This is a genomic window from Mariniplasma anaerobium (genome assembly GCF_016865445.1).
In the GTDB taxonomy this organism is placed as follows: Bacteria; Bacillota_I; Bacilli_A; order Acholeplasmatales; family Acholeplasmataceae; genus Mariniplasma; species Mariniplasma anaerobium.
On record NZ_AP024412.1, the window covers coordinates 1,846,475 to 1,871,137 of the forward strand.

Consider the following 24,663-nt stretch of genomic DNA (forward strand, 5'->3'; position numbering starts at 1 on the left):
ATACTTAATTGACTGAAAAAAACTTTTAATACTTAAAAAAATAGCTACTTAAATAATTAAGTAACTATCGTTTCTATAACATTTTAGCAATTCTATCAGAAACATCTTTTTTAAATCTATCAATATAATCTAGAACATATTGAGAGATGTCTAAATTTTCATTTTCTATTAATGGTGTTAAGTCCATAGCTAAGCTCACTTGGTTTGCTTTATCAATAAAATGAGACTCACTATATGTAGCATTAGCTAATCTTCTACCGATTGTCGCAAGATCATATCTTTTCCCACCAACAATTTGTGAATCAAACACTTCAACTAAGCTAGAAGCTAGGTTTGGATGATCACTTACATCAAAACTCACTTTTTCATGATCAACAACCCAATCTAAATTTCTCCATACTTCACATCCATAAACATGCTTAGGTCTATCTTTTTTATCCATTTTTCTAACTGCTTTTATAACTTTAGTAGTAACACCAATATGAGTATCATGTTTATCAGCTAAATTATGGGTATATAAAACCTCTGGTTTTGCTTCATTTAATAAACTTAATAATTCATCAATGATTTCAGTATTTTTAGGATCTTTAACTTCTTTACTAGGATGATCTAGTAAAGCTAGCGCTCCAAATTCACCAATAAATGCAGCCTTTTTTTGTTCTAGTTTTCTAACCTCTATCATTTCTTGATCTGTATAGTCTTTATATTCTTTATCTCTTGCGGATCCTGAACCATTAGTAACCACAACGCCAAAGAACCAATTGTTTGGTTTATTAAAACATTTCAATATGCCATCATAAGCCATAATTTCAATATCATCTTGATGTGCAGCTATACTCATATGTGTTGTTCTTCTCACTGCCTCTTGGACTGGTTTTTGGTCAAAGACAAAAAATTCAGCTGTTTCTTTTAATAATTTCATATATATCCTTCTCTCACTTTATTTTTGGAAGACTAGCCGCCGCAATCGATTGGCCAACTCTTCTTGATTTCTCATCGGGTAATTGTATATTAATTTGATGATATAAAGATTCAAATTCTTGTTTTAAGACCTCTTTAGTCATCTTAATGATTAGTTCCCCACCTAATGACGATGTCACTCTACCAAGCACTAAAACATGCTTTATATCATAGAACTTAGCATAATATGCAATTGCATATCCTAGGTATATACCAATAGTGTTGAAAATGTCAATTGCACCTTGATGGTTTTCTTGAAGTAGGTCTTGAACTTTTTTAAGTTTTTCTGCTGGAGAAAGAGATTCATCCAGTTCTATGCCAGCAGCAGGTGCTAATTTAATAACCGCATCTTGTGAAAAATATTTTACTCCACATCCAAAATCGTTACTCCACTCATCTATAGATGCATCTAAATTATAATCTACAGGAACAAATGCCGGTTCGTTTAACCATCCTGTAATATGCCCATTTTTATCTATATAACCCAGGGCTTGTGATGTACCCATCGCTAAACCTAACACTTGATGATCATTTAAACTCATTGCACCTGCAAGTGCTGTTACATCACCATCATTAGCAACCTCAACAGGAATATCTCCCATATCTTTAGCAATATCTATATAAATATTTTTAATATATTTTTGGTAATCTTCGTCATTGACTTGTCTAAAGAGTGATGCGACCATTGCTTGATTATCAATGTAAACACCAGCACTTGAAACGCCAATGCCATCAACTTGAGGCATCTTTGATGCCGCTCTTAAGATTGAATCTTTAATACCGTTGATATGATACATTGGATCACTATTAGTTTTAGGATGCCAAATAATTTCTTCACTAAAAATTGTTTTTCCGTTTACAACAGCTGAAACTTTTCTGTCAGATCCACCTGCATCAAATCCTATACGATATCCATCAAGATGTCTACCCACAGGTTTTGCTGATTCATTTTCAACAAGTTCTTGATTTTCATCTAATATAATAACTTCAAAATCATGTTCATAAATACGTTCCATGAATAATACATCAAATGATCTTTTCCCTTTTCTGGAAAAAGCATCTTGTAAATACTCACCTAATTTATAAGGTCCTTTAAAGAAAATGATATATCCACCTTTTATCCATAACAAACTTTTTACAAGTCTTTCGAGATAAAACATATTTTCGAGATAATCTTCATGTTCTTCATTAAACACTACTGTTTTGTAAACAGATAAACTCTTTTGTTGTCTTTGGATGCCTATTTCTACTTCCTCATAATTCTTGCTTTGTTTAACATGTTTTTCAAAATTGATATTCGCAAGAATCGCTGGAACAAAATCCACATCTAGTTTTGATTTTATATTTGGTTTTACATTAAATTTAAATGCATGCATTTCTTCACCTTACTTCCAACATTATCTTACATAAAAAATTGTTAAATATCAATTGTTAATCTTCTTATTTGCCTGTTTTATCACAATTAAAAAAAATTTTTCATCTATTATGAATAATATGTTGAGCGGAAAGGTATCCAGTCGATAAAGCGATGGTGATATTATATCCTCCAATAGGTCCATGTAAGTCAGTAACTTCACCTATGAAATATAATCCTTTACTTGCTTTGACTTGCATTGACTTAGGATCTAATGCTTTCGTATCAATGCCGCCTTTATTAACGTATGCTTTCTCTTTATCTTCAACTTTGTCAATCACAACTTCAAATGCTGTAAACAATTGACAAACTTTATTTAAATCTTTCTTTTTAATCTCTATAATCTTTTTGGATTCTATATTTAAATACTTTAATAGAACTTCTACAATTCTTTTTGTTGCATACATCTCTAATACTTTATGAAGTTGTTTATCGTTATGAGATGAAATTTTCTCCATAAGTTGTTCAAAATTCATATCAACAAAAGAGAATTCTATAATAGATTGATGGTTTAGTTTAATATCTTGATCAATGAATTCAGCAAGATGCATGATCACTGGTCCACTTAATCCAAAATGAGTGAAAAGCAAATCACCTTTATACGATTTTTTCAATTGTTTGATTTTTACTGTTTTTTGAACTAATGATACGCCTTGAAGTTCAATAAACTCATCTTTAATTTGATTTGAATAAACATGCGTTTCAGCTGGAGAAAACTCAAAATAATTTATACCTAAATATTTTGCAAAAACTAATCCATCTCCACTACTTCCAGTAGAAGGAAAACTATTAGAACCAGTCGCAACAATTACATTTTTTGCAAAATATTCATCTTCCTTAGCTATTACTCTATAGAGCATACCTTTCTTATGAATTTCCTTAACACTTTGATTATATTTGATATGATGATCTTTAATATCTTTAGTTAAGGCTTCTAAGACACTTAAACTCTTTTCTGTTTTAGGGAAATATTTGAAGTCGTTTTCTAAAACTAATTCAAGCCCTTGTGCATCAAAAAATGATATCACTTGTTGTGATCCAAAAGTTTCTAATGCTGGATATAAAAATCTCTTATGTTTAAATGTAAGTGTATCAATAAAATCTCTAACTGATAAATGGTTAGTTACATTACATCTTCTTCCACCAGTCAGTAGTAATTTTTTCCCACACTTTTCATTTTTTTCTAAAAGCAAAAAATTTATTTTTTCTTTTTCAAATTGGTTTGCTGCCATTAATCCAGCAGGACCTCCACCAATTATAATTGCATCATAGATCATGTAAGTTACCTCTTATATAGTCTTCAATTATTTTTCCAATTATTTGGTGTCCTAGTTTTGTAGGATGAATTCCATCATAAAAAAGTGTATCAGCTGGAACAACTTTTAACTGTTTTTCTATAGTTTCTTTTATATCTATTACAGGCAGATTATATTTTTTACCTATAAGATCATAATCATTTCTAAATGCTGCTAAATCTATAATCATGTTCTCATTACTCTTTTGGATAGCTATTGCATATGGCTTTATTAAAACAATTTCCGTATGATCTGATTTTTCTATAATCGTTTTAATAAGCACATCTAAACTATTTCTAAATGTATGTATAGAAGATCCTTGATTCAAACGATAAGGCAACCATGCATCGTTAACTCCAATTAAGATAAAACAAACATTTGGATTTAAGTTAATGACGTCAATATCTAGACGATTAATCAAATCTTTAACTCTTTGTCCACCAATTCCTTTATTAATAAATTTGATTTCTCTAAACTCTTGACTAAGAAAATAGACAAACCCATGTCCTAAATCACTAGGATTTGATTTATCTCTACCTGCTTCAGTTACACTATCTCCAAAAAATAAATAATTTTTCATATGCTTATATCTCCTACTTATATCATAACAAAATTTTCATTTAAAACCTATTATATAAATAAAGAAAAAGGACTAAAACTTAATGCCTTAGTCCTTAAGTTATGGGTTATATATTAAAATCCAAGAGCACCCAGAGGTGAATCTGTCAAATCATATTCATCTAAATCTTTTGGTAAATCAGGCAATTCAACATTCATGTCTACAACTATTTGTCCAGATATATTAATCATCATACCGCCTTGATTTAATTCAACATCCATATCAATACCAAATTTTTGTAACTTATCGTCTTCAATTACATAAATTACTGATAATTCTAATTTGTCAAATTCATTAATACTTCTTTGTAGATCAAAACTATATTCAAAATAATCTGCTTCAGTCCATCCTGTTGTGTCCGTTGTAGCATCTAGGAGACTGTTAAGATTGCTTAAAAGTTTTTCTTTTGTAATGTTAATCATAAATGTATATGTTGATCCATCTTTATAAGAAGAAATCATACCAGCTTCTATTAAATAATCCATCATTTCAATGGTATCAAGAAGTTCATCAGGATTAACACCTATATCTAGATAGTCACCAGCAAGATCTTCAGGAGACACAAATAATTCATCCCATATACTTTGAGTAATGCCTAAATTCATTTTGTATTTGCCATTTTCAATTAACTCTGTATCTCCAGATGTTGTCATATCTGCATTATAGTATAAAAATTGATTTGCAAAATATACATCTAAATCGCCTTCTACTGTTTCTTCTTCATCTGTCATTGCAGTTGAAACATAATCAACTGTATTACTTAATTCAATTGTATTATTAGAGATTACTGCGACTTCGTCAATTTGGTCACTTAATGAAATATAAGTTTTTGATGATAATACTAAATCAACAGACATGTCATATTCTTTTATCCTTGTAAATGGATTAATATATTCTTGATCTAAACTCATATCTAAATCAATTGAAAGCAACATTGCTTCTTCCATCTGAACTTCCATATCAACAGTTGAAAGCAATGTATTCATCTCTTCTGCTGTCATATCCACTTTTTTACTCTCATTAACTTCAGGAAATTCTCCTAAAGTATCCCCACCACATGCACTTAAAACAAAAAGTGCAATAAAAAATAAACCTAAACTTATTAATTTTTTCATGTTTGATCCCTCCATTTATTTATATTATAACTAATTTAGACAAAATTGTATATAAAAAAAGAGACAAAATTGTCTCTTAATTTTTATAAAATACCTAACTCATCGGCGATTTGCAAAAATATGTCATTAATTGGAAAATATTCAACATTTAATTTTTGGAATATCTTAAAAGTCATACGATCTAATCTTTTAAACATGTCTTCCGAAATATCTTCTTTTTTCTCCAATTTTTTTGTAATATCTTGTTCAAAATCAATCAAATCAGCCATATCAGATTCATCGTAATCTTCAATGCTAGCCAATTCATTTTGAAAGTCAATCGCACTTAATAATAAGTTAATCTCTTTTGCTTTCTTCTCTAAAGCTGAAAATTCATTTTGATATGGTTTTAATAATTGAGTAATCTTATCAATTTGATCAAATAAATAATAAAATCCTGTTTCAAATATTTGATCTTCATCTTCAGAATAGTCTGTAGAATCAATTAGCTTATTATATAAATAATCAGTTACATCCAAGACGTGCTTAAAACGTATCATTAAATCTGAATTATTTTCAGTTAAATATGTCAATAAGTCATAATATTCCATTTTCCAATTTGCATACTCATGATACTTTAATTCATCACGCATGATTTCACCTCAACAATAATTATGCTTTGTTTTTTGATCCAAACATTTCAACTTTATCAGTAACTACTTTTTTAATTGCATCACAACCAGGAGCTAATAATTTTCTAGGATCAAAACCTTTTCCTACTAAATCTTTTCCTTCTTCAATATATTTACGAGTTGCTGCTGCAAATACTAATTGAAGATCTGTGTTTACATTAATTTTTGATACACCTAATGAAATAGCTTTTTTAACTTGTTCAGCTGGAATACCAGTTCCACCATGTAAAACTAAAGGTTTTCCATCAGTTACATCTTGAACATTTTTTAATACTTCAAAGTTTAATCCTGGCCATTTTGCTGGATAAGAACCATGAATATTACCAATTCCTGCTGCTAAAAAATCTATGCCTGTTTCAGAAATAATACGACATTCTTCAGGATCAGCGAATTCGCCCATTCCTATAACGCCATCTTCTTCTCCACCAATTGAACCAACTTCAGCTTCAACTGAAACGCCCTTTAAATGACATGCTGCAACTACTTCTTTTGTTTTAGCTAAATTTTCTTCAAAATCATAATGAGAACCATCAAACATAATTGATGTAAACCCTGCTTCTAAAGCTTCAAAAGAACCTTTATAAGTTCCATGATCTAAGTGAATTGCTACTGGAACAGTTACATTATAAAATTCATCTAATGCTTTAACTAATGCCACAACTGTTTTGTAACCACCCATATATTTAGCTGCACCTTCTGATACACCTAAAATAACTGGTGATTTTAAATCATTTACTGTTTGTAAAACAGTTTTTGTCCATTCTAAATTATTTATATTAATTTGAGCAACACCATAACCACCCTTGTGCGCTTTAATTAACATTTCTTTTGCTGATACTAACATATTTAATTCCTCCTTGTTTTTTATCACCTATATTATATTACAAATACATACCTTTTACAATGAATAACTATTGTGTAAACGTTGTTATTGCCTTATTTTATCAATTATGGTTAATTGTCGCTTCAATGAAATCTCTAAATAACGGATGTGGTCTAAGTGGTCTTGATAAAAATTCAGGATGGAATTGAACAGCAATAAACCATGGATGATCTTTAAGTTCTATCATTTCAACTAAATGATGTTTCCCATTAAACCCTGATATTATCATATCACTTTGCTCAAAGACATCTAAATAAGCATTGTTAAATTCATATCTATGTCTATGTCTTTCTTTGATGATATTTTTATCATAAGCTTTAAATGCTTTTGAACCTTGTTTCAATTCACATTCATACAATCCTAATCTTAAAGTCCCACCCAAATCTTCATCAGATAATCTACCTCGCTGTAAAGAGATGACAGGATCTTTTGTGTCAGGATCAATTTCAGTAGAATTAGCATCAAGAATATTTAATACATTTTTTGCATACTCTACAACCGCAAGTTGCATCCCATAACAAATACCAAAAAATGGAATGTTATGTTCTCTTGCATAAGTTATTGCTGCAAGTTTACCTTCAGTTGCACGCGCTCCAAAACCACCAGGAACTAATATGCCTTGACAGTCTTTTACTGCTGATTCAATATTTAATTTATTCACTTTTTCTGCATCTACCCATTTAATATTCACTTTTATTTTATGAAAATATCCAGCATGTTTTAAACTTTCAGATACCGATAGATATGCATCATGAAGTTTTACATATTTGCCTACTAATGCGATATTAACCGACCCTTCCAAATGTTTAATACGATCTATTAATTCATACCATGCACTGACATCTGCTTGTTTTTTATTATTTATTTGGAAGTGTTCTAGTATCTGTGAATCTATTTTTTGTTCATACATTTCTGTAATAACTTCATATAATACATCTACATCTCTTGATTCAAAAACAGAGGCTTCATCTACATCACAAAACATTGCGATCTTATTTTTTACAGCTTGATCAATCTTTTTTTCACTTCTCAAAACAATCATATCCGGATGGATACCTAAGCTCATTAATTCTTTCACACTGTGTTGTGTAGGTTTTGTTTTTATTTCATTAGCTGCTTTTAAATAAGGGACTAAAGTATTATGTATATATAACGTATTGTTATATCCAAAATCACGTCTAGCTTGTCTAATAGCCTCTAAGAACGGAAGGGATTCGATATCTCCTACTGTTCCACCAATCTCAGTTATAACAATATCTGGTTTAGTATGTTTAGCAACATCTTTTAGTTTTTTCTTGATCTGGTCTGTAATATGAGGAATAACTTGTACTGTAGCGCCTAGATAATCGCCTCTTCTTTCTCTCTTTAAAACAGATTGATAAATCTTTCCTGTTGTAATGCTAGAATGTCTATTTAGATTCTCATCAATGAAACGCTCATAATGACCTAAATCTAAATCTGTTTCAGCACCATCATCGGTCACAAAAACTTCACCGTGTTGTAAAGGGCTCATGGTTCCAGGATCTACGTTTATATAAGGATCAAACTTTTGCATAAAGACTTTTAATCCTCTACTTTTGAGTAATTGCCCAATCGCTGATGCTGTTATGCCTTTACCTAAACTTGATACAACACCACCTGTGACAAATATATATTTAGTCATATTTTTCCTCCTATAAAAAAATAAAAAAGAGACTCCTAATTTAGGAGGCTCTTATATGTGCCCTTGTTTATTATATCAAAAATAAAAATAAGTAACAATCTAAAAATTATATTTCTTTCTTATAATAAGCTTCATTGAGATATGTTGCTGGTTTAAATCCAATTTTTTCTAAATATGCTTGATGTTTTTCATGACCTGGTTTACTTAAAAAGACTTTGTATCCTTTTTTAAGAAACACTTCTCTTTGATCTTCAAAAAGAAAATCTGCAGTTTTAAAATCTCTATATGCAGGAGTTGTATAATCAACTAATATTTCTATCATGTTATCTTCTACTGGTTTCCCTATAAATAATCCTGCGGGTACTGTATTTCTAATGACATAATACTTAATCAATCCAGTTTTTGTAATATCATATCCTAAATCAATAAAATGACTCATATCTTTTTTGTATACTTCCATAAAATGTGTTAAATACGTATTATCCAATATTGGAATAAGTTTAAATAAATCTTTTTGTCCATACATTTGTATCAAATAGTAAATGTTAACTATAACAATACCTAAATTCATAATTGCAACCGGATATGATCCAATTAATAGTCCATATATTGCAAATATTATAGATCCTACCATATTTATCCATCTTAATTTTTTAAGACTGCTCATCACTAGAGATATTAAAACAATTAGTGATGCTATATATCCAATCCATTCATACCATGCTGGCATAGCGTTCATTCCCTTCTATAAATAGGTTAAAAAGAGTGTGTTTTCACACACTCTTTGTTTTTTATTCTTCGTCGTACATATCTTCATAGTCGTCCATAATTTCATTATAATCATCTTCATCATAATCAAATTCAACTTCATCATCCCCATTATCATCATCAGTAGATTTAATAGGTAGTGGTGCTTCGATATATTTTTTCTCTTCTTTTAATTCTTCAACTTCTTCTTTATCTTTTACTTCTTCTTCATCTTCTTCTTCATCATCAGCTGTTTTTGCTTTTTCTTCTTCAACTTCTTCTAAAGTGAATTCTGTAAAGTCAAGATCTTCTTCTTCGTCTTCTTCAACTTCATCCATGGTAACAAATGCATAACCATCTTTATCCCAAAGTTCTAAGTTTCGCTCTTTTAAATCCCATTTGTCTTCACCACAATATACGAATTTAGCACTTGTTGTGATATCCATATATAGTTGAGTCAAGCGGTCAATATCATCAGCAGACATTTCTTTGATTTCTCTGATTTGTTTTACCAACTCTTGAATTGCCATTGGCCCTTTATGATCTCTTATTAATTGCTCTGCAACATCAATCATAGCCATTGTTTTATAATTATCGTTCATTTCTTCCTCCTAAAACCGTATATATTGTAAACGATTCACCCTTATTTTGCAAGTTATTTCTATTATAATCTTGTAAGAATGAGTACAATTGCTAAAATAACAGCTAAAACTACAAAAAGTTTTAACATTTTTTTAACAAAAGATAATACACCTAAGACAATGATAATAGCAGTAAATACAATACCTACTATTTTTATAACCTCAGGAAGCGGTACAATAAACTCTTGATACAAATCAATTAACCTACCATCTATATCTAAAGTGTTTGCTAAAAAATCATTGAACTTATCGTATAGACCTAGAAAAAAACCTTTCAATGTATCCCATATAGCTAAATTTGTCATGACATACCTCCTAGTATTTCAATCTATTTTCTACTGCTTTGCTTAGTGTTAATTCATCTGCATATTTTAAGTCAGCACCTACAGGTAGGCCAGATGCTAATCTTGTGATCTTTAAATCTTGATCCTCAAATAAAGATTTTAAAAATTTTGCGGTCATTTCACCTTCAACTGTACCATTAGTTGCAATAATCAACTCTTTAGTGTGTTTAATGCGTTCTGATAATGTATCAATATTCAAATCTTTATCCGTAATGCCTCTAGAAAAATCAATGAGTCCGCCTAATACATGATATGTACCTTGATAAGATTGCATTTTTTCTAAAATAAATACATCTTTAGCGTCTGCGACTACCATAATAGTTTCTTGATCTCTATCGTGATCTGAACATACATCACATATATCTTTATCAGTTAACATATGACAAACTGGACATGTTTTTATTTCATATTTTAATCTCTTCAAATGATCACTAAATGCTTCAATTTGATCGTTGTCCATATCTGATATCAAAAACAAAGCTAAACGTTCAGCTGTTTTCTCACCAATTCCAGGTAGGTTTTGAAAATCTTCCATGATTTTCTTTAAGATGTTTGGAATCATTAGAAACCAAATCCACCCATACCACCAGAGAATTGTCCCATAGTTTCTTCTTGTTCTTTATCAATTTGTTTTAAAGCATCATTGACAGCCAATAAGATTGCATCTTGAAGTAGTTCTACTTCTTCTAAAATCTCAGGATTTATTTGTACATCAATAACTTGTCTTGTTCCTTGCATAATAACAGTAACACCACTTGCTTTACCAAAGAATTCTTTTCTTTCTAGAGCTTCTTGTGCTTCCATCATTTGTTTTTGAATTTTCTTTAATTTGTTTAACATGTTTGGATTCATTATTTTACTCCTTTATTTTTACTTTGTCACCAAAATAATCTTTTGCTAGACTAATTGTTTCTGACTCTTTTTCTTCTTTAATAAGATCTTTATATAATTTAAAATCATGTGGTGGTAATTTAGGCTTTTTTTGACCTTTTTTTATATATAGATCACTATATATTTCTTTAATTACTAACCAATCAGATTTTAAAATAGCATAATATCCTTTAATTAATTTATTCTTATTATTAATAATTTCTAAAACTTGCTCTACAACTTCTGGATCATACATTTGTTTACAAATATTAATATCATCATAAACGACTAACATATAATCAGAGACAGCTTCTAATTCACCTTGATATAAAAGATATGCAGCCATTTTTAAATGATCTTTTGGATAATTTTTTAAATATGACCATCCAGAAATTAGTGTTTGTTTTTTGTCTTTATCCCCATTGTTTAATATCTTTTGTACGTCTTTAACTGTAACAAGAGGTTCTAATGTAGTTTGTTGTGCTACAACAGGTTGATTTTTATTGACTTCTTTTAACTCTTGAATAGATTGTTTTAAATCAAGAATGGTTGCTTCAAAATCTATTTGTTTAAGATTTTGATGTTCCATCATTTTGATTAAAGCCAATTCTACATAAGCTCTCTTTTGATGTGTCCATTTCATGTCTTGTTGGCACTTATTTAAAACATCAAGATAAAAATAAACTTTTTCAATTGGAAAAATATTAACTATATCTTTATATTTTGGAATATCAACTTCAATTGTTTTTTCTAGTAGTATATCTCTTAAAGCTAAGATTAAATCAGTAACAATACGACTGATTTCTTTACCGTCTGCAAGTAGATCTTTTAAAATGACTATTGCTTTTGATATTTCTTTATGAATGATCGCAAGTAATATATCAGTTAGTGCTTTTTTAGAAACACTACCTGAGACTTGATGAACATCTTCTTCAGTAATTTCTTCTTCTGCATAAGATATTGCTTGATCTAATAAACTAATCGCATCTCTCAAACCACCTTCAGCGTTTTCAGCTATTGCAATGATCGCATCTTTAGTAATTGAGATTTGTTCTTTTTTAACAATTTCATCTAATTTTTCAACCATATCTCTGATTTCAATATTTTTGAAATCAAATCGTTGACATCTAGATAATATCGTAGGTGGTATTTTATGAACTTCTGTTGTTGCTAGAATAAAGATAACATGTTTTGGTGGTTCTTCTAGAGTTTTAAGAAGTGCGTTGAATGCGCCCGGCGTAAGCATGTGGACTTCATCAATGATGTAAACTTTAAACTTACCAACAGAAGGCATGTATTTAACTTTATCTCTTAATTCTCTTATTTCATCAACACCATTATTTGATGCTGCATCGATTTCTATAACATCGGGAATATCTCCGCGATCTATGCCTTTGCATACATCACATGAGTTACATGGACTTCCATGTACAGGACTTAAGCAATTAACAGCTTTTGCAAATATTTTTGCAATAGATGTTTTACCTGTTCCTCTTGGACCACTAAAAAGATACGCATGCTGAATTTTATCATGCATAAGTGCATTTTGTAAAGTTCTTATAATAACTTTTTGTCCTGCAACCTCATCAAAGGCTTTAGGTCTATACGCTCTATATAATGCTACATATGCCATATCATTCACTGATCCTTTCTATCTTTTTTATTATAACATATAAATATGTTAAACACTTACTTTCCTAAGCAAAATTTTGAGAACAATTCATTTAGTAAATCATCTTGATAATATTCACCTAAAATCTCTCCTAATGACTTCCATGCTTGGGTTAAATCTATAGCATAAACATCAACAGGCATATCAATTTCTATAGATGCTAAAACATTTAATAAAGATTGTTTTGCTTCTTTGACTTTTTGTATATGTCTTACATTAGATAAATAGTTAAAATCTCTAGATTCAATATCTTCTAATGACAAGAGTTTTAAGATCGCTTTTTCTAAATCTTTTAAACCTTCTTTAGTAAGTGTAGATATACTTAATACTTCTTCAAGTTGTAGTGCTTTAGGAAGGTCTGCTTTATTACCAATAATAATTCTTCTTTGATCTTTCGTTAGTGCTAATAAGGTTTGATCTTCTTTGGTTAAAGCTTTACTTCTATCAAGAACAAGTAACACAAGTTCAGCTTCGGTAATTGCCTTTTTAGAGCGATTTACCCCTATTTTCTCTACAACATCTTCTGTGTCTCTGATACCTGCTGTATCCATTAATTTTAATGTAACACCACTAACGTTGATATAAGCTTCAATCGTGTCTCTAGTTGTTCCTTCGATTTCTGTAACGATTGCTCTTTCTTCATCTAATAGTGCATTTAATAGACTTGATTTTCCAACATTTGGTTTACCAACTATTGCGGTTTTTACACCATCTCGAATGATTTGATTTTTTTGTGATTCTCTTAAAATTAAATCAATTTCATTGATTAAATCAAGTGTTTTTGGTTTAATGATTTCTTTGCTCATAACGATTGCATCATCATATTCAGGATAGTCAATATTTACTTCTATGTGAGCGATGATTGTTAAAAGTTTATCTCTTAAATTTCTTATGAGTTTTGATGTTTCTTTTTGAACGCCTAAATTAGCAATCTTCATTGCTTTCTCACTTTTAGCATGGATGAGGTCCATAATCGATTCTGCTTCAACTAAATCAATTCTACCGTTTAAATATGCACGTTCACTAAACTCTCCTGGATTAGCTAATCTAATATCTAGTTCCAAGATACGTTCTAAGACTTTTTGCGTGATTAAAATACCTCCATGACAATTCACTTCAACTGTGTTTTCAGCAGTAAATGTTTTAGGAGCTCTCAATACAGTAACCATAACTTCATCTAAATGACTGCCATCATTATTAATGATATGTCCATAATGGACGGTATGACTTTTTACTTTATTTAAATCTCTACCTTTAAAAATTTTATTAAATTCTAAAATTGCAGATTCTCCAGAGATTCTAATAACTGATATGCCTGCAGTTCCAAAAGCGGTAGATATTGCAGCAATTGATTCTAAATGCATTATTTTATTTCTCTATCGTTGGGCTCTTGTTTGTGATGTGGTTTAAATGGATTAAATCCTCTATAAAAGTCTCTAGCCAAGACTAAAACGATCATTAATACACCTAAAATTGACCCAACAAGAATATATCCACTACCTAAGATTAAACCTACCATCGCAGTAACCCAAATGGTTGCTGCTGTGGTTATACCTCGTACAACATGAGCTTGATCCTTAATGATTACCCCAGCGCCTACAAAACCAATACCAGTAACAACTTGTGCGATAACTCTTTGTTGTTCAGGATCTATGTTTAGGCCGCTTTGAGCGAGAAGAATTTGTTGTTCAAACATTAATCTTTGCATAATAGCGATACCTGCACTTCCAAGTGCAACCAAAATATGAGATGAAAGTCCTGCAGCTTTACCTACATTTTGTCTTTCAAATCCAACAAAAGCAGAAATGATGTAAGTTAAAAATAGCGGTAATAAAATTTTTAATAGGATATCGTTAAATGTCATACCAAGTTCTAATTCTAAAATCATATTTTTTTCTCCCTTTCTTTATACATTTGATTAAAATGTATTTTTTCATTATTTTTATTATATCCCAAAATTGCATCTAAATTAACATTAGTTGCTGACGTATAAATGGATTGATCAATATCAGGATGTATCTTTCTTAAAGATTCAATTAATTCCTTGATTTCTCTTCTTTTTGAACTTGTTTTTTCTGCAACAACTGTGCAACCACAGTTCATAGATTGTATACCACTATATTTAATCCATCTAATGATATCTCTTTCTTTAACTTGCATCATAGGTCTAATAAGTTCAATACCTTCAAAGTTATCTGACTGTATTTTAGGAACCATTGTTTTAAATTGACCACCATAAAACATATTTAATAATGTTGTTTCAATGACATCATCAAAATGATGACCTAAAGCTAGTTTATTACATCCAAGTTCTTTTGCTGCATTGTATAAGAATCCTCTTCTCATTCTTGCGCACATATAACAAGGATTTTGTTTTGCAATTTTGCCAACAACCTCAAATATTTGTGAATTTCTAATTTCTAAATCAATATTTAGATATTTACAGTTTGTTTCAAGTAACTCTCTATTAACGTCTCTAAATCCTGGATCCATGGATAGGAAAACTACTTCAAAAGGTATTTTATTATGTTTTTGCAATTCTTGAAATAACTTAGCTAAAACTAAACTATCTTTGCCACCTGATATACCTACAGCAATTTTATCACCAGGAGCTATCAAATCATATTCATTAATTGTCTTAACAAATGGCTTAAATAATTCTTTTTTATAAGTTGTAATTAAACTTTTTTCAATTTCAAGTAAATCTCGTTTAGGTGTTTCTACGATGATTGTTTGACACTCTTTGATCATTATTAAGCCTCATTTTTATATTCTTTTACGACTTCTTCCGCATCTTTAACAAATGCATCAAGTTCTTTCCAACTCTTAATTCTACATCCTGAAGCCTTTGCGTGGCCTCCACCTTCGTATTTATTAGCTAATGTATTAATTGTTGGGCCATTTGATCTTAAACGGATTCTTATTTCATCTGGATATTCAATAAATAATGCCCAAACAGGAAATCCTTCAATACCTGATAAAGAATTAACTAGAGATGCAGCTTGTTCATCAGTAATACCAAATTTATTAATCACATCTCTTGTCATCTTAATATAGATAAATCCATCACAAGCAACATAATTTGAATAAACATAGCCTTTTAAAGCGACCATAGCTAATGTTTCTTTACTTAGTGATTGATCAATGAATTCAACATCTACGCCTTTTTCTAAAAGCATACCTGCAAGTTGATGTGTAACTTTAGAAACGCCTCTATATCTAAATCTACCTGTATCTGTGACGATACCCGTATAAAGTGCGATTGCGCCTTGTTTCGTTAATTTCAATTCATTCTTAAATGTATGATAAAAATATGCGATCATTTGTGCACATGATGGAAAAGATGTATCTACCCATCTTAAGTCGCCATAATCATCTACTGGAATATGATGATCAATTTTAATCAAATAACTACCCATTTCATATCTAGGGTCACTAATACGTTCAGCTGTTGCAGTATCTACGACGATAACCAATGCATTTGCATATTTGTCATCAGTAATTGTATCTACTTTACCTACAAAATCTACAAAATCTGAAGTTTGTCCAACAACATAAACATGTTTTTCTGGGAATGTCGTTTTAATAATGTCTTTTAATCCAAATTGTGCGCCATAGCAATCTCCATCTGGACGTTTATGTCCATGAATGATAATTGTTTCTGCTTGTTTAATTTTATTTAATATTCTTTTCATTTTCTACTACCCTTTCGTCAAAATCTTTTAATATATCTTCTACTTCATTCCAATCTTTTAAACTCGCTCCACAAGCATGATTATGTCCTCCACCGCCATATTTTTTGGCGATATCAACAATCACTATACCTCTTGATCTAAACTCCCCTACGATGACGTTATGTTCTACATCTTCAGTGAAATTAGCCCAAATAGGAACTTCTATGATACCTGCCATCTGATTGACCATACCTCTTGAGATAGAATGAAAATCAAGTCCACTTTCTTCAATTACTTTTTGATCATTTTTTCGATAAGCCACATTATGATCTGTTAACTCAAAGTTTTGAAAAATTTGTTTAGTCTTTCTTTTTTGAAGTGGTTCTGTATATATGAAATCATAAAATGGTTGGATGTCAGGATTAAAACTTGTAATATATGATGCAAGTTCAAAAGTTTTACTTGGATTATTTAAATATAAGAATCTTCCTGTATCAGTAACCATACCTCCATAGAGATAAGTTGCTGCCTCTTGAGTTATTTTAAACTCAAATTCTCTTGCCAAATCTACGATCATCTCAGCTGCTGAAGCAAATGTAGGATCTTTATAAAATATAGAGACATTTTCTACATCTGTATCATTTTGGTGATGGTCTATAATCACGATTTCTTTGCCTAATGGATATCGATCATCACTAATCATTCTTGTTACTGAAACATCGGTGATAATGACTAAAGCATCTTTATACATATCATCAGAAATTTCATCCATTTGAGCTTTATAACTCATCTGATTTAAATCTCCAACGACATAAACCTCTTTTTGAGGATAATTTTCCTTTAATAATAAATAAAGTCCATATTGACTACCGATTGCATCCATGTCTGGTCTAGAGTGTCTATGGATGATAATTTTGTTATATTCTTCTATTTTCTTTAGTATTTCTTTTTTAATATTCATACAAATTCCTTTCTTTTACGGATTATAATAGTATATCATAAAAAGAGAGAAAAAGCGATTATATAACCGCTTTATTTTCTATTGTTTAAGCTGATATATCGCTATCTTTAGCGTTATTTAGCTTATCTACATCTTTTTTCAATCCCTCTGACATTTTATCTCTTCCCAATGTTTTTCTTTGTCTAATGAACAAGAGATAGTAACTAGTTAATACAACTACAAGATAGATGACCACATTTCGTGTCACTTTATCTCTTACATTAATAATAATAGGTGCATTATAACTAACTCCATCAATATCAGTTAATGGTACTTCATCATATTCATTTATGTAATTATCTAATGGTGTTTTTAATGTGTAAAGCGATTCAGTAAGTTCAACTTCTATATCAAAGATTTCTACTTCATCTTTGGAAAAAGTAATATGTGTGATCGTCTGAAAGACGTCATCTTTTTCAAAATAATTTCTTAGAAAAAGTGAACCTTGTGTATCTGGATCAAATGCAGAATATAATCCAAGATTATATAAATTAAACCCTGTGTATGAAACCTCTACATCTGAATCAGCACTTACTAAAACATCAAAATATTCAGGTAACATTTCCCCGCTTTTTTGAACAACTAATAATTGAAATCCTTCTAATACTAGTAATCCATTAGTTGTATCAGTAATATGGGCAGCTTGATATATGAGAACTAAAAATTCTTTATCATTTTGTGTAACTGTTTGTTCAAAGACCGGTGTTTCATCATAATAAGCAGCAGAAATTAAATCTTGATATTCTTGGTTTTCTAATTTTTCAGCTGCAATATCTACAATTTCTCTAGATCGATAATATTCATCTGTTATGCTATAGACTAACATCAGTCCTACAGTAATGATGAGTCCAAACATAATTCTATTAACGAGCTTCATCTTAAGCCCACATACCTAGATTATTTGCTTTTGCATAGCTTTCTGCATTCTGGAACCATTGGTCTAATGAAATGCCATTAAATACTAATTGTTGATCTTCATCAGAATAGTTATTTTGACTATATCCCATCTTAACAACCATATAGTTAACCAAGACTCCATCAGCCCATACAAGGCCTAAATGTCTACCATATGTTTCACGTATACCTGATGTAGGATCATGTTGAATATACACGGTTGTTGCATTTTCTAATAAACTAGCAACATATTGTTGTGCTTGTGTTGCTAAATCTCCTGAGCCTGTTTCTAATGTATCTATTCCAATAAATCTAACGCGATCAGCACCTTCAAAACCTGGAGTGAAATAAGCAGTATCACCATCATTGTTATAAATGAATTCTACTTCTACAACGCCACCAGCTTCGGTGAAATAATCAAGTAATAAATATTCAGCTTCTAAAGTAAATGTTTCAGGATATGCAACTGGGTGTGTTCCAAACATTGTAAAGTTATCAACAGCATAAATGCCCCAATCTGCAATATTAAATGTTGTATTACCTTCGACTACTGACATGTCTCTTACAAATGTTTTATCATTTGCATATAAAAGCCCACCACCAACAGTTCCTAAAACATCAGTATCAACATCGTTGTAGTATGTTAGTGCAATTGCTTCTCTACCATTAAATGAAAGATCTGCAGTTGTCATATCAGCTAAAGCTAATATTTCAGCACGACTACTTGGATTTACGATAATGAATGTTTCATGTGATGCTAGTGTTCCAGTTAATTCTATTGAAGTCTCAACTGTATCAGTTACAACTCTTCTATAAATTGTTAAACTAAAATTTGATAAATCAATTGCTTCATCAGTTGTATTATATAACTCAACCATTTTGGATTCATCAGAACCTTCAAAATATTTAGAAATGATTAACCCTAATTCAGGTATAATTAATTCTTCAGCAATATAGACAACTACAACCGCATCATCGTTTAAGATGTCGCCAGCTACTAATTGATCACCATATTCTACAAAATATCCAGGTTCAACATCATTTGTTTCTACTGTTAAAATTTCAACAATGACATTGATTTTAGATAAACTTGCATATATCTGTGCTTGTGTTTTTCCTGTTAAATCCGGTAAAATATTTGCAAATAATGCAAAATTAACAGTTATTTGATCTCCCGCTTCATAAGTTTGCCCGACTTCAAAGCCTTCACCATATGAAACAAAATAACCTTCTGTTATATCAATATTTATAACATCTTCAAATACGCCTTGTACTCCTAAATCAGAAAAAACATTAACAACTTCTTGTTTTGATTTTCCTGCTAAATCTGGTAAACCTAATTCTTCATCTGTTTTACATGCAACTATTGTTAAACTTGTTAATATAGTTACAAAAATTAATAGTACTTTTTTTATCATTTTATATACATCTCCTACTTGTAATGTGCAAAGATATTATATCATAATTAAACAATTTATTATAGTATTCTAAGTTTCTTTATACTTAAGTATAAAAAGATATGTTTTTCTAAAACTATTAAAAAAAGCGGCTCCGTTAAAGAACGGAACCGCTTTATATAAAATTTATGCTTTATTAAAAATTATGAAACTGTGTGAGATCCTAAATATGTGAATGTATCACTAGGATATTCAGTCCATTCAGCCAATGTAAATACTGCATTAGGTGAAGTAATATTAGCATTTCTTACCCATGTTAAATTTTCAGCATCATTTTGATTATTAGTATGTCCAATTGAAAGAATAATATCAATGACAACACCATTTTTTCTTAATACAACTGCATCATCACCATTCCAATTTGGAACACTTGGATATGATTGAGCTACATCAGCAAGGTCTAATATTGCTTGAACTGCACTTGCGTTTGCGATGATAAACACTTCACCAGCTGCAAGTGTTCCAGTTAAAGTATAAGAAACTGAAACTTCTGTAGAACCATTTGAATATAATTCTAATGTATAAGCAGTTAAGTCAAGAACACCATCAGTTGGATTGTATAATTCTAATGCTTTATTACTACTTGAACCTTCGATATATTCAGAAATGAATAAATCCATAGCTACAGTAGGTTCTAACATTGTATGTGATCCTATGAAAGTAAATGTATCTTGAGGATTTGATACCCATTCACTAGGTGTAAACACTGTATTTGGGCTAGTAACTGTTTCATCACGAACAAGTGTATGGTTAGCTGTTGAGCCTGTTCCCACTGTCCATTCACTACCTGGATCTTCTCCAACTAGACCAATAACATCAATCACAATACCTGATTTAACAAGTTCTACTGCATCGTCGCCATTAAAATAAGTAACGCTTGATACAAGATCGCCTTCATCAATGATTGCTTGTACTGAACTAGAATTGTAAATTACATATACATCACCATTAAGAAGTGTACCAGTTAAAGTAACTGTATTGTTTGGAGTTACTGCACCATTTGAATATTGATTGATTGTGTATAATGATAAATCAACATCAGCACCAGTACCATTAAAGATTTCTAATGCTTTATTATTTGAGCCACCTTCGATATATTCTGAGAAGAATAAATCTGAAGCGCCAGATATTGTTGAAGGAACGCCAACTTTAACATAGAACATTGCTGTTGCTTCAGCTCCATTTAATGTTGCTGTTGCTGTTAAAGTAATTATTTCAGTTAATTCAGCTGGTAAAACTACTGCACCAGTAGCTGCGTTGATTATTGCATCATTTGATGAAGCCCAAGCGATTACTGAACCTTCTTCAGTTCCTAATACGGGAAGAACAAGAGTTCCTGCTTCTGTGATTGTTTCTACTAATTCTATAGCAGCTAAATCCATTGCAGCTTTGTCAGCGTCAGTTAATGTACCAACACCTAAGATTGTTGAACTTGTATAATACATGAAAGGTCCATTAGCCCAAGCCATAACAGCTGTAACATTTAAAACGTCACCAACAACTATTGCTTCTAAAGCAGTTTGTGCTGCTGTAGTTAATGTGCCTCTTGAATCAAATTTAATTTTTACTGAATTACCTTCAGCAGGTCTTGATAATGTAACTGTAATATTATCATAGCTGTCAGCATATACATCAGTAACTAATAGATTGTTTAATTCTACTAACATACCTTGATACATTAACATATCAGTTTCAGTTAACATTACTGCATCAACATTAGTTGCTGCAGGAAGTGTACCTGTAGTAAGTGCTACAACTTCAGTAGGAGATATTTGTCTAAGTCCATTGTATACAGCACGTGTACCTGTAACGACAACTTCTTTACCTACATTAGCTTCAAATAAATCTTGAATGTCAGTATCGAATGTATAAACAGCAATACCACCAGTTAAATCTTGAATGAAATAAGTTCTGTAATATTCATCAGCTGTAACAACACCTTGAACGATAACAACATCATCTATTTCAGCATCGATTGCTGCACTTATTGGAACGATATTACCAACTAATATTTCAAACATAACTGTATCAGTTTCAGTGCCTTTAGTAATTGTTGCAGTTAAAGTAACTGTAACTTGTTTCATATCAGTAGGAACAACGATAACGCCAGCATCTGAAATAACTGCTGTATTATCAGAAGTCCAAGCAATTGCAGTTCCTAGATAAGCATCTAGTAAAGTTAATGTTTCATCTGCAATAACAGGTTGATCAACGTCTACCATAAGTGAAGCTTTTGTAGCTATAACAGCAGCTGCATCAGTCAATGCACTTTCAGTAATCATTGTAGTATCAGTGAAATATAGATAAGGAGCATTATTCCAAGCAAGTGGATTTGTAATAGCTACAACATCTCCAACTGCTAGAGAAGCTAATAAAGCAGCAGCTTCAGTAGAAAGTGTTACTCTTGAATCTTGTTTCATTGAAATTTCCATACCTGATGTACCATCAATTAGGTCAACATAAGTATTTCCATAAGAATCTGTGTCAACACCAACAACAATTAAACCAGTCATTTCAACTAATTGACCTTGGAATGGTTCTAATGAATCTGAATCTAGGCCATGAGTATCAACGTTAAGTGCAACGATTGGAGCTGTTGCATCACCAACTAATTCATATGAATAAATACTTGATAATTGGATTAAGCCTTTATATTCTGCTCTTTCACCAATAATAGTAATTTCTTTACCAAAATTAGTTTGTAAGAATGTTTCTAAATCGCCCCAGCTTGTATAAATTGCTATACCAGCTGTATCATCTTGAATAAAGTAAGTATTTTGATATTCAGCAGAAGTAACAATACCTGTAACTTCAACTAAATGACCAGTGCCTAACTGTACTGCTTCTAAGATTGTAGAGTTTGGAAGTTCACCAACTTTAAACATAACAGTGAATGTTCCAACTTCAGTACCCTTAGTAATTGTAGCAGTTAATGTAACATCTTCTTGACCAGTAACAGGCATTATTAATGCGCCTGTAGTTGCATCAACTAATAGAGAATCTGAAGCCCAAGCAATTGTTGCACCTTGAGTAGATGTTGCAAGAAGATCTAATGTATCTGCTTCAATATATTCATATTCAAACATTGGTTCTAATTCATCTTTAGCCATTTGAACTGCTTCAGCATCAGAAGCGATATAAGTGATATCTTCAGCTTCGCCAGTAAATACTAGTGTGAATATTGTTCTATCATTTCTATAAGAGAACATGAAAGCATTAAATGATACTACTTTTCCATCAAATGCATTAAATGCAGCTTTATTAGATTTGTAATAAATCATAATTGCATTATCTGTATAAGGTGAGTTAGCATCAGAGTTAATGTTTGCTCCACTATAATCAGTGTTTACAAAGAAAGTTTCATAATTACCATCACCTTGAATTTTAACTAGTGCAGTAATTTCAACATATTCATACACAAATAAATTGCTTGCGCCATATGTAGGTGCTGTATCAGGTACAAATGCAGCAATATCATCAACAACTGTTGGAGTTAATACTGTAACATCACCTTCAGAGAGAGTTGCAACAGCTGGCATTGTAGAGTCTGATGTGTTGTTTAATTGTGGAGAACCGTTATAAACATCAAATAGACCATAAACGTCATATACCATACCTACAGTAACTGTAGGAGCAGCGCCGTTATAAACAGCTAAGATACCAGTTGAATCAGCAAATAAATATGTATCTGCAGTTAATCCAACTACTGTAACGTCTTCAACTTTAACAAAATCGCCAGCAACAGCAGTTGCTAATACATCAGCAATACTTGCATATAATGTTGGTTCAACATTTGCTAAAACTAATACTGTAAATTCTTTTGTAACGCTTTGAGTATCTTTAGTTAATGTAGCAGTTAAAATAACTGTAACATCATCTAATCCCATTGCTGGACGAGTAACTGTACCATCATTAGCGATAGCTGCAGTGTTATCTGATGACCATGTAACAACTACGCCTTCAGAACCTACTGTAACAGGTAATGTGATATCAGTTGCGACACCACCACTAATACCATCTAATATAAAGCTGTTTTAGCTTCATCTAAGATTTGTGATACTGGTTTTTCAGTGAATGCTAAAACTTTAATTAAGAATGTAGCTTCTTCACCACCAATTGTTGCAGTTAATGTAACAACTTGGTCAGCAATTCCGAAATTAGGTCTAGTTACTGAACCATTTATTGCAACATAAGTCGCATTTGATGTTGTCCAAGTAATGTTTAGTCCTAATGCAGTTGCAGGAAGAACGATGTCAGTTGTTGTTTCATAAACTGAACCAACCATTTCTAATGTTGTACCTGTGATCACAATAGCATCAAGTGCATCTAGTGGATCAATAACTACAACTGCAGCTATAACTGTAACTGTAACAGAATAAGTTTCTGAAACATCGCCTAAAGTTAATGTAGCAGTTAATACAACTTCAGTATCTACTGCTGGTCTAGTAACAACGCCTGCGTTACTAATAACAGCTGTATTTCCTGATGCCCAAGATACTGATATTTCACCAATTGTTTCAGGTAAAATTAAGTTCTTAGTAACTGAGTCCTGTGTGTCGCCACTTGAATACGTAACGGCAATCGTTTCTAATGCTTGATCTACTAAATCTTGGTCTGTGTCACCACAAGCAACCAAAACTACTGCAGAAAGCATCATAAACATAAACGTTAACAGAACTTTAGATAAATTAAATCTTTTTGATTTCATTTGAATCCTCCGTTTTTTTTTGTTTATTTTTTTGAT

The 24,663-nt window shown here is 31.1% G+C and carries 23 protein-coding genes; all 23 read right to left on the bottom strand.

The window, feature by feature from the left end; all coding sequences use genetic code 11:
* Nucleotides 1-73: 73 nt before the first annotated feature.
* Nucleotides 74-922, bottom strand: coding sequence for a PIG-L deacetylase family protein (locus MPAN_RS08785; protein WP_176239484.1), 849 nt, complete (start codon nucleotides 920-922; stop codon nucleotides 74-76).
* Between the two features lie 13 nt (nucleotides 923-935).
* A complete protein-coding gene (locus tag MPAN_RS08790) occupies nucleotides 936-2,336 on the bottom strand; it encodes an ROK family protein (RefSeq protein ID WP_176239485.1) in 1,401 nt (466 codons plus the stop codon).
* A gap of 100 nt (nucleotides 2,337-2,436) precedes the next feature.
* The gene (locus MPAN_RS08795) at nucleotides 2,437-3,651 is read right to left on the bottom strand and encodes a BaiN/RdsA family NAD(P)/FAD-dependent oxidoreductase (protein ID WP_176239486.1); all 1,215 of its coding nucleotides are present in this window, start codon (nucleotides 3,649-3,651) and stop codon (nucleotides 2,437-2,439) included.
* On the bottom strand, nucleotides 3,641-4,249 hold the full coding sequence (locus MPAN_RS08800) for an SGNH/GDSL hydrolase family protein (protein WP_176239487.1): 609 nt from the start codon (nucleotides 4,247-4,249) through the stop codon (nucleotides 3,641-3,643). The genes MPAN_RS08795 and MPAN_RS08800 overlap by 11 nt, the downstream gene beginning before the upstream one ends.
* A gap of 113 nt (nucleotides 4,250-4,362) precedes the next feature.
* A complete protein-coding gene (locus MPAN_RS08805) occupies nucleotides 4,363-5,403 on the bottom strand; it encodes a hypothetical protein (protein WP_176239488.1) in 1,041 nt (346 codons plus the stop codon).
* An 83-nt stretch (nucleotides 5,404-5,486) separates the two neighbouring features.
* Nucleotides 5,487-6,035 carry a hypothetical protein gene (locus MPAN_RS08810; RefSeq protein ID WP_176239489.1) on the bottom strand — a complete coding sequence of 183 codons (549 nt, stop codon included), beginning with the start codon at nucleotides 6,033-6,035 and terminating at the stop codon, nucleotides 5,487-5,489.
* Nucleotides 6,036-6,054: 19 nt separating this feature from the next.
* Nucleotides 6,055-6,918, bottom strand: coding sequence for a class II fructose-1,6-bisphosphate aldolase (gene fba / locus MPAN_RS08815; protein WP_176239490.1), 864 nt, complete (start codon nucleotides 6,916-6,918; stop codon nucleotides 6,055-6,057).
* A 100-nt stretch (nucleotides 6,919-7,018) separates the two neighbouring features.
* The gene (locus tag MPAN_RS08820) at nucleotides 7,019-8,620 is read right to left on the bottom strand and encodes a CTP synthase (protein WP_176239491.1); all 1,602 of its coding nucleotides are present in this window, start codon (nucleotides 8,618-8,620) and stop codon (nucleotides 7,019-7,021) included.
* Nucleotides 8,621-8,726: 106 nt separating this feature from the next.
* A complete protein-coding gene (locus MPAN_RS08825; RefSeq protein ID WP_176239492.1) occupies nucleotides 8,727-9,350 on the bottom strand; it encodes a YgjV family protein in 624 nt (207 codons plus the stop codon).
* A 61-nt stretch (nucleotides 9,351-9,411) separates the two neighbouring features.
* The gene (gene rpoE / locus MPAN_RS08830; protein ID WP_176239493.1) at nucleotides 9,412-9,969 is read right to left on the bottom strand and encodes a DNA-directed RNA polymerase subunit delta; all 558 of its coding nucleotides are present in this window, start codon (nucleotides 9,967-9,969) and stop codon (nucleotides 9,412-9,414) included.
* Nucleotides 9,970-10,031: 62 nt separating this feature from the next.
* Nucleotides 10,032-10,313: a hypothetical protein gene (locus MPAN_RS08835; RefSeq protein ID WP_176239494.1), complete on the bottom strand. Its 282-nt coding sequence runs from the start codon at nucleotides 10,311-10,313 to the stop codon at nucleotides 10,032-10,034.
* A gap of 10 nt (nucleotides 10,314-10,323) precedes the next feature.
* Nucleotides 10,324-10,914: a recombination mediator RecR gene (gene recR, locus MPAN_RS08840; protein ID WP_176239495.1), complete on the bottom strand. Its 591-nt coding sequence runs from the start codon at nucleotides 10,912-10,914 to the stop codon at nucleotides 10,324-10,326.
* A complete protein-coding gene (locus MPAN_RS08845) occupies nucleotides 10,914-11,204 on the bottom strand; it encodes a YbaB/EbfC family nucleoid-associated protein (RefSeq protein ID WP_176239496.1) in 291 nt (96 codons plus the stop codon). Before MPAN_RS08845 ends, recR begins: the two co-directional genes overlap by 1 nt.
* Nucleotides 11,205-11,208: 4 nt before the next feature.
* Nucleotides 11,209-12,855, bottom strand: a complete 1,647-nt coding sequence (dnaX, locus tag MPAN_RS08850; protein WP_176239497.1) for a DNA polymerase III subunit gamma/tau — start codon at nucleotides 12,853-12,855, stop codon at nucleotides 11,209-11,211.
* A gap of 56 nt (nucleotides 12,856-12,911) precedes the next feature.
* Nucleotides 12,912-14,258 carry a tRNA uridine-5-carboxymethylaminomethyl(34) synthesis GTPase MnmE gene (gene mnmE / locus MPAN_RS08855; protein ID WP_176239498.1) on the bottom strand — a complete coding sequence of 449 codons (1,347 nt, stop codon included), beginning with the start codon at nucleotides 14,256-14,258 and terminating at the stop codon, nucleotides 12,912-12,914.
* Nucleotides 14,258-14,782, bottom strand: a complete 525-nt coding sequence (locus tag MPAN_RS08860; RefSeq protein WP_176239499.1) for an MgtC/SapB family protein — start codon at nucleotides 14,780-14,782, stop codon at nucleotides 14,258-14,260. The genes mnmE and MPAN_RS08860 overlap by 1 nt, the downstream gene beginning before the upstream one ends.
* A complete protein-coding gene (locus MPAN_RS08865; RefSeq protein ID WP_176239500.1) occupies nucleotides 14,779-15,645 on the bottom strand; it encodes a tRNA 2-thiocytidine biosynthesis TtcA family protein in 867 nt (288 codons plus the stop codon). Before MPAN_RS08865 ends, MPAN_RS08860 begins: the two co-directional genes overlap by 4 nt.
* Nucleotides 15,646-15,647: 2 nt before the next feature.
* Nucleotides 15,648-16,589 (bottom strand): DHH family phosphoesterase, encoded by a 942-nt coding sequence (locus MPAN_RS08870; protein ID WP_176239501.1) that lies wholly within the window; start codon nucleotides 16,587-16,589, stop codon nucleotides 15,648-15,650.
* Nucleotides 16,570-17,529: a DHH family phosphoesterase gene (locus MPAN_RS08875; protein ID WP_176239502.1), complete on the bottom strand. Its 960-nt coding sequence runs from the start codon at nucleotides 17,527-17,529 to the stop codon at nucleotides 16,570-16,572. The genes MPAN_RS08870 and MPAN_RS08875 overlap by 20 nt, the downstream gene beginning before the upstream one ends.
* Before the next feature lie 85 nt (nucleotides 17,530-17,614).
* Nucleotides 17,615-18,445: a hypothetical protein gene (locus tag MPAN_RS08880; protein WP_176239503.1), complete on the bottom strand. Its 831-nt coding sequence runs from the start codon at nucleotides 18,443-18,445 to the stop codon at nucleotides 17,615-17,617.
* A 1-nt stretch (nucleotide 18,446) separates the two neighbouring features.
* Nucleotides 18,447-19,880 (bottom strand): lamin tail domain-containing protein, encoded by a 1,434-nt coding sequence (locus tag MPAN_RS08885; protein ID WP_176239504.1) that lies wholly within the window; start codon nucleotides 19,878-19,880, stop codon nucleotides 18,447-18,449.
* Between the two features lie 182 nt (nucleotides 19,881-20,062).
* Complete coding sequence (locus MPAN_RS09055; protein ID WP_325167923.1) at nucleotides 20,063-23,944, bottom strand: immunoglobulin-like domain-containing protein; 3,882 nt, start codon at nucleotides 23,942-23,944, stop codon at nucleotides 20,063-20,065.
* The gene (locus MPAN_RS08900) at nucleotides 23,938-24,627 is read right to left on the bottom strand and encodes an immunoglobulin-like domain-containing protein (RefSeq protein WP_231756774.1); all 690 of its coding nucleotides are present in this window, start codon (nucleotides 24,625-24,627) and stop codon (nucleotides 23,938-23,940) included. Before MPAN_RS08900 ends, MPAN_RS09055 begins: the two co-directional genes overlap by 7 nt.
* Nucleotides 24,628-24,663 lie beyond the last annotated feature (36 nt).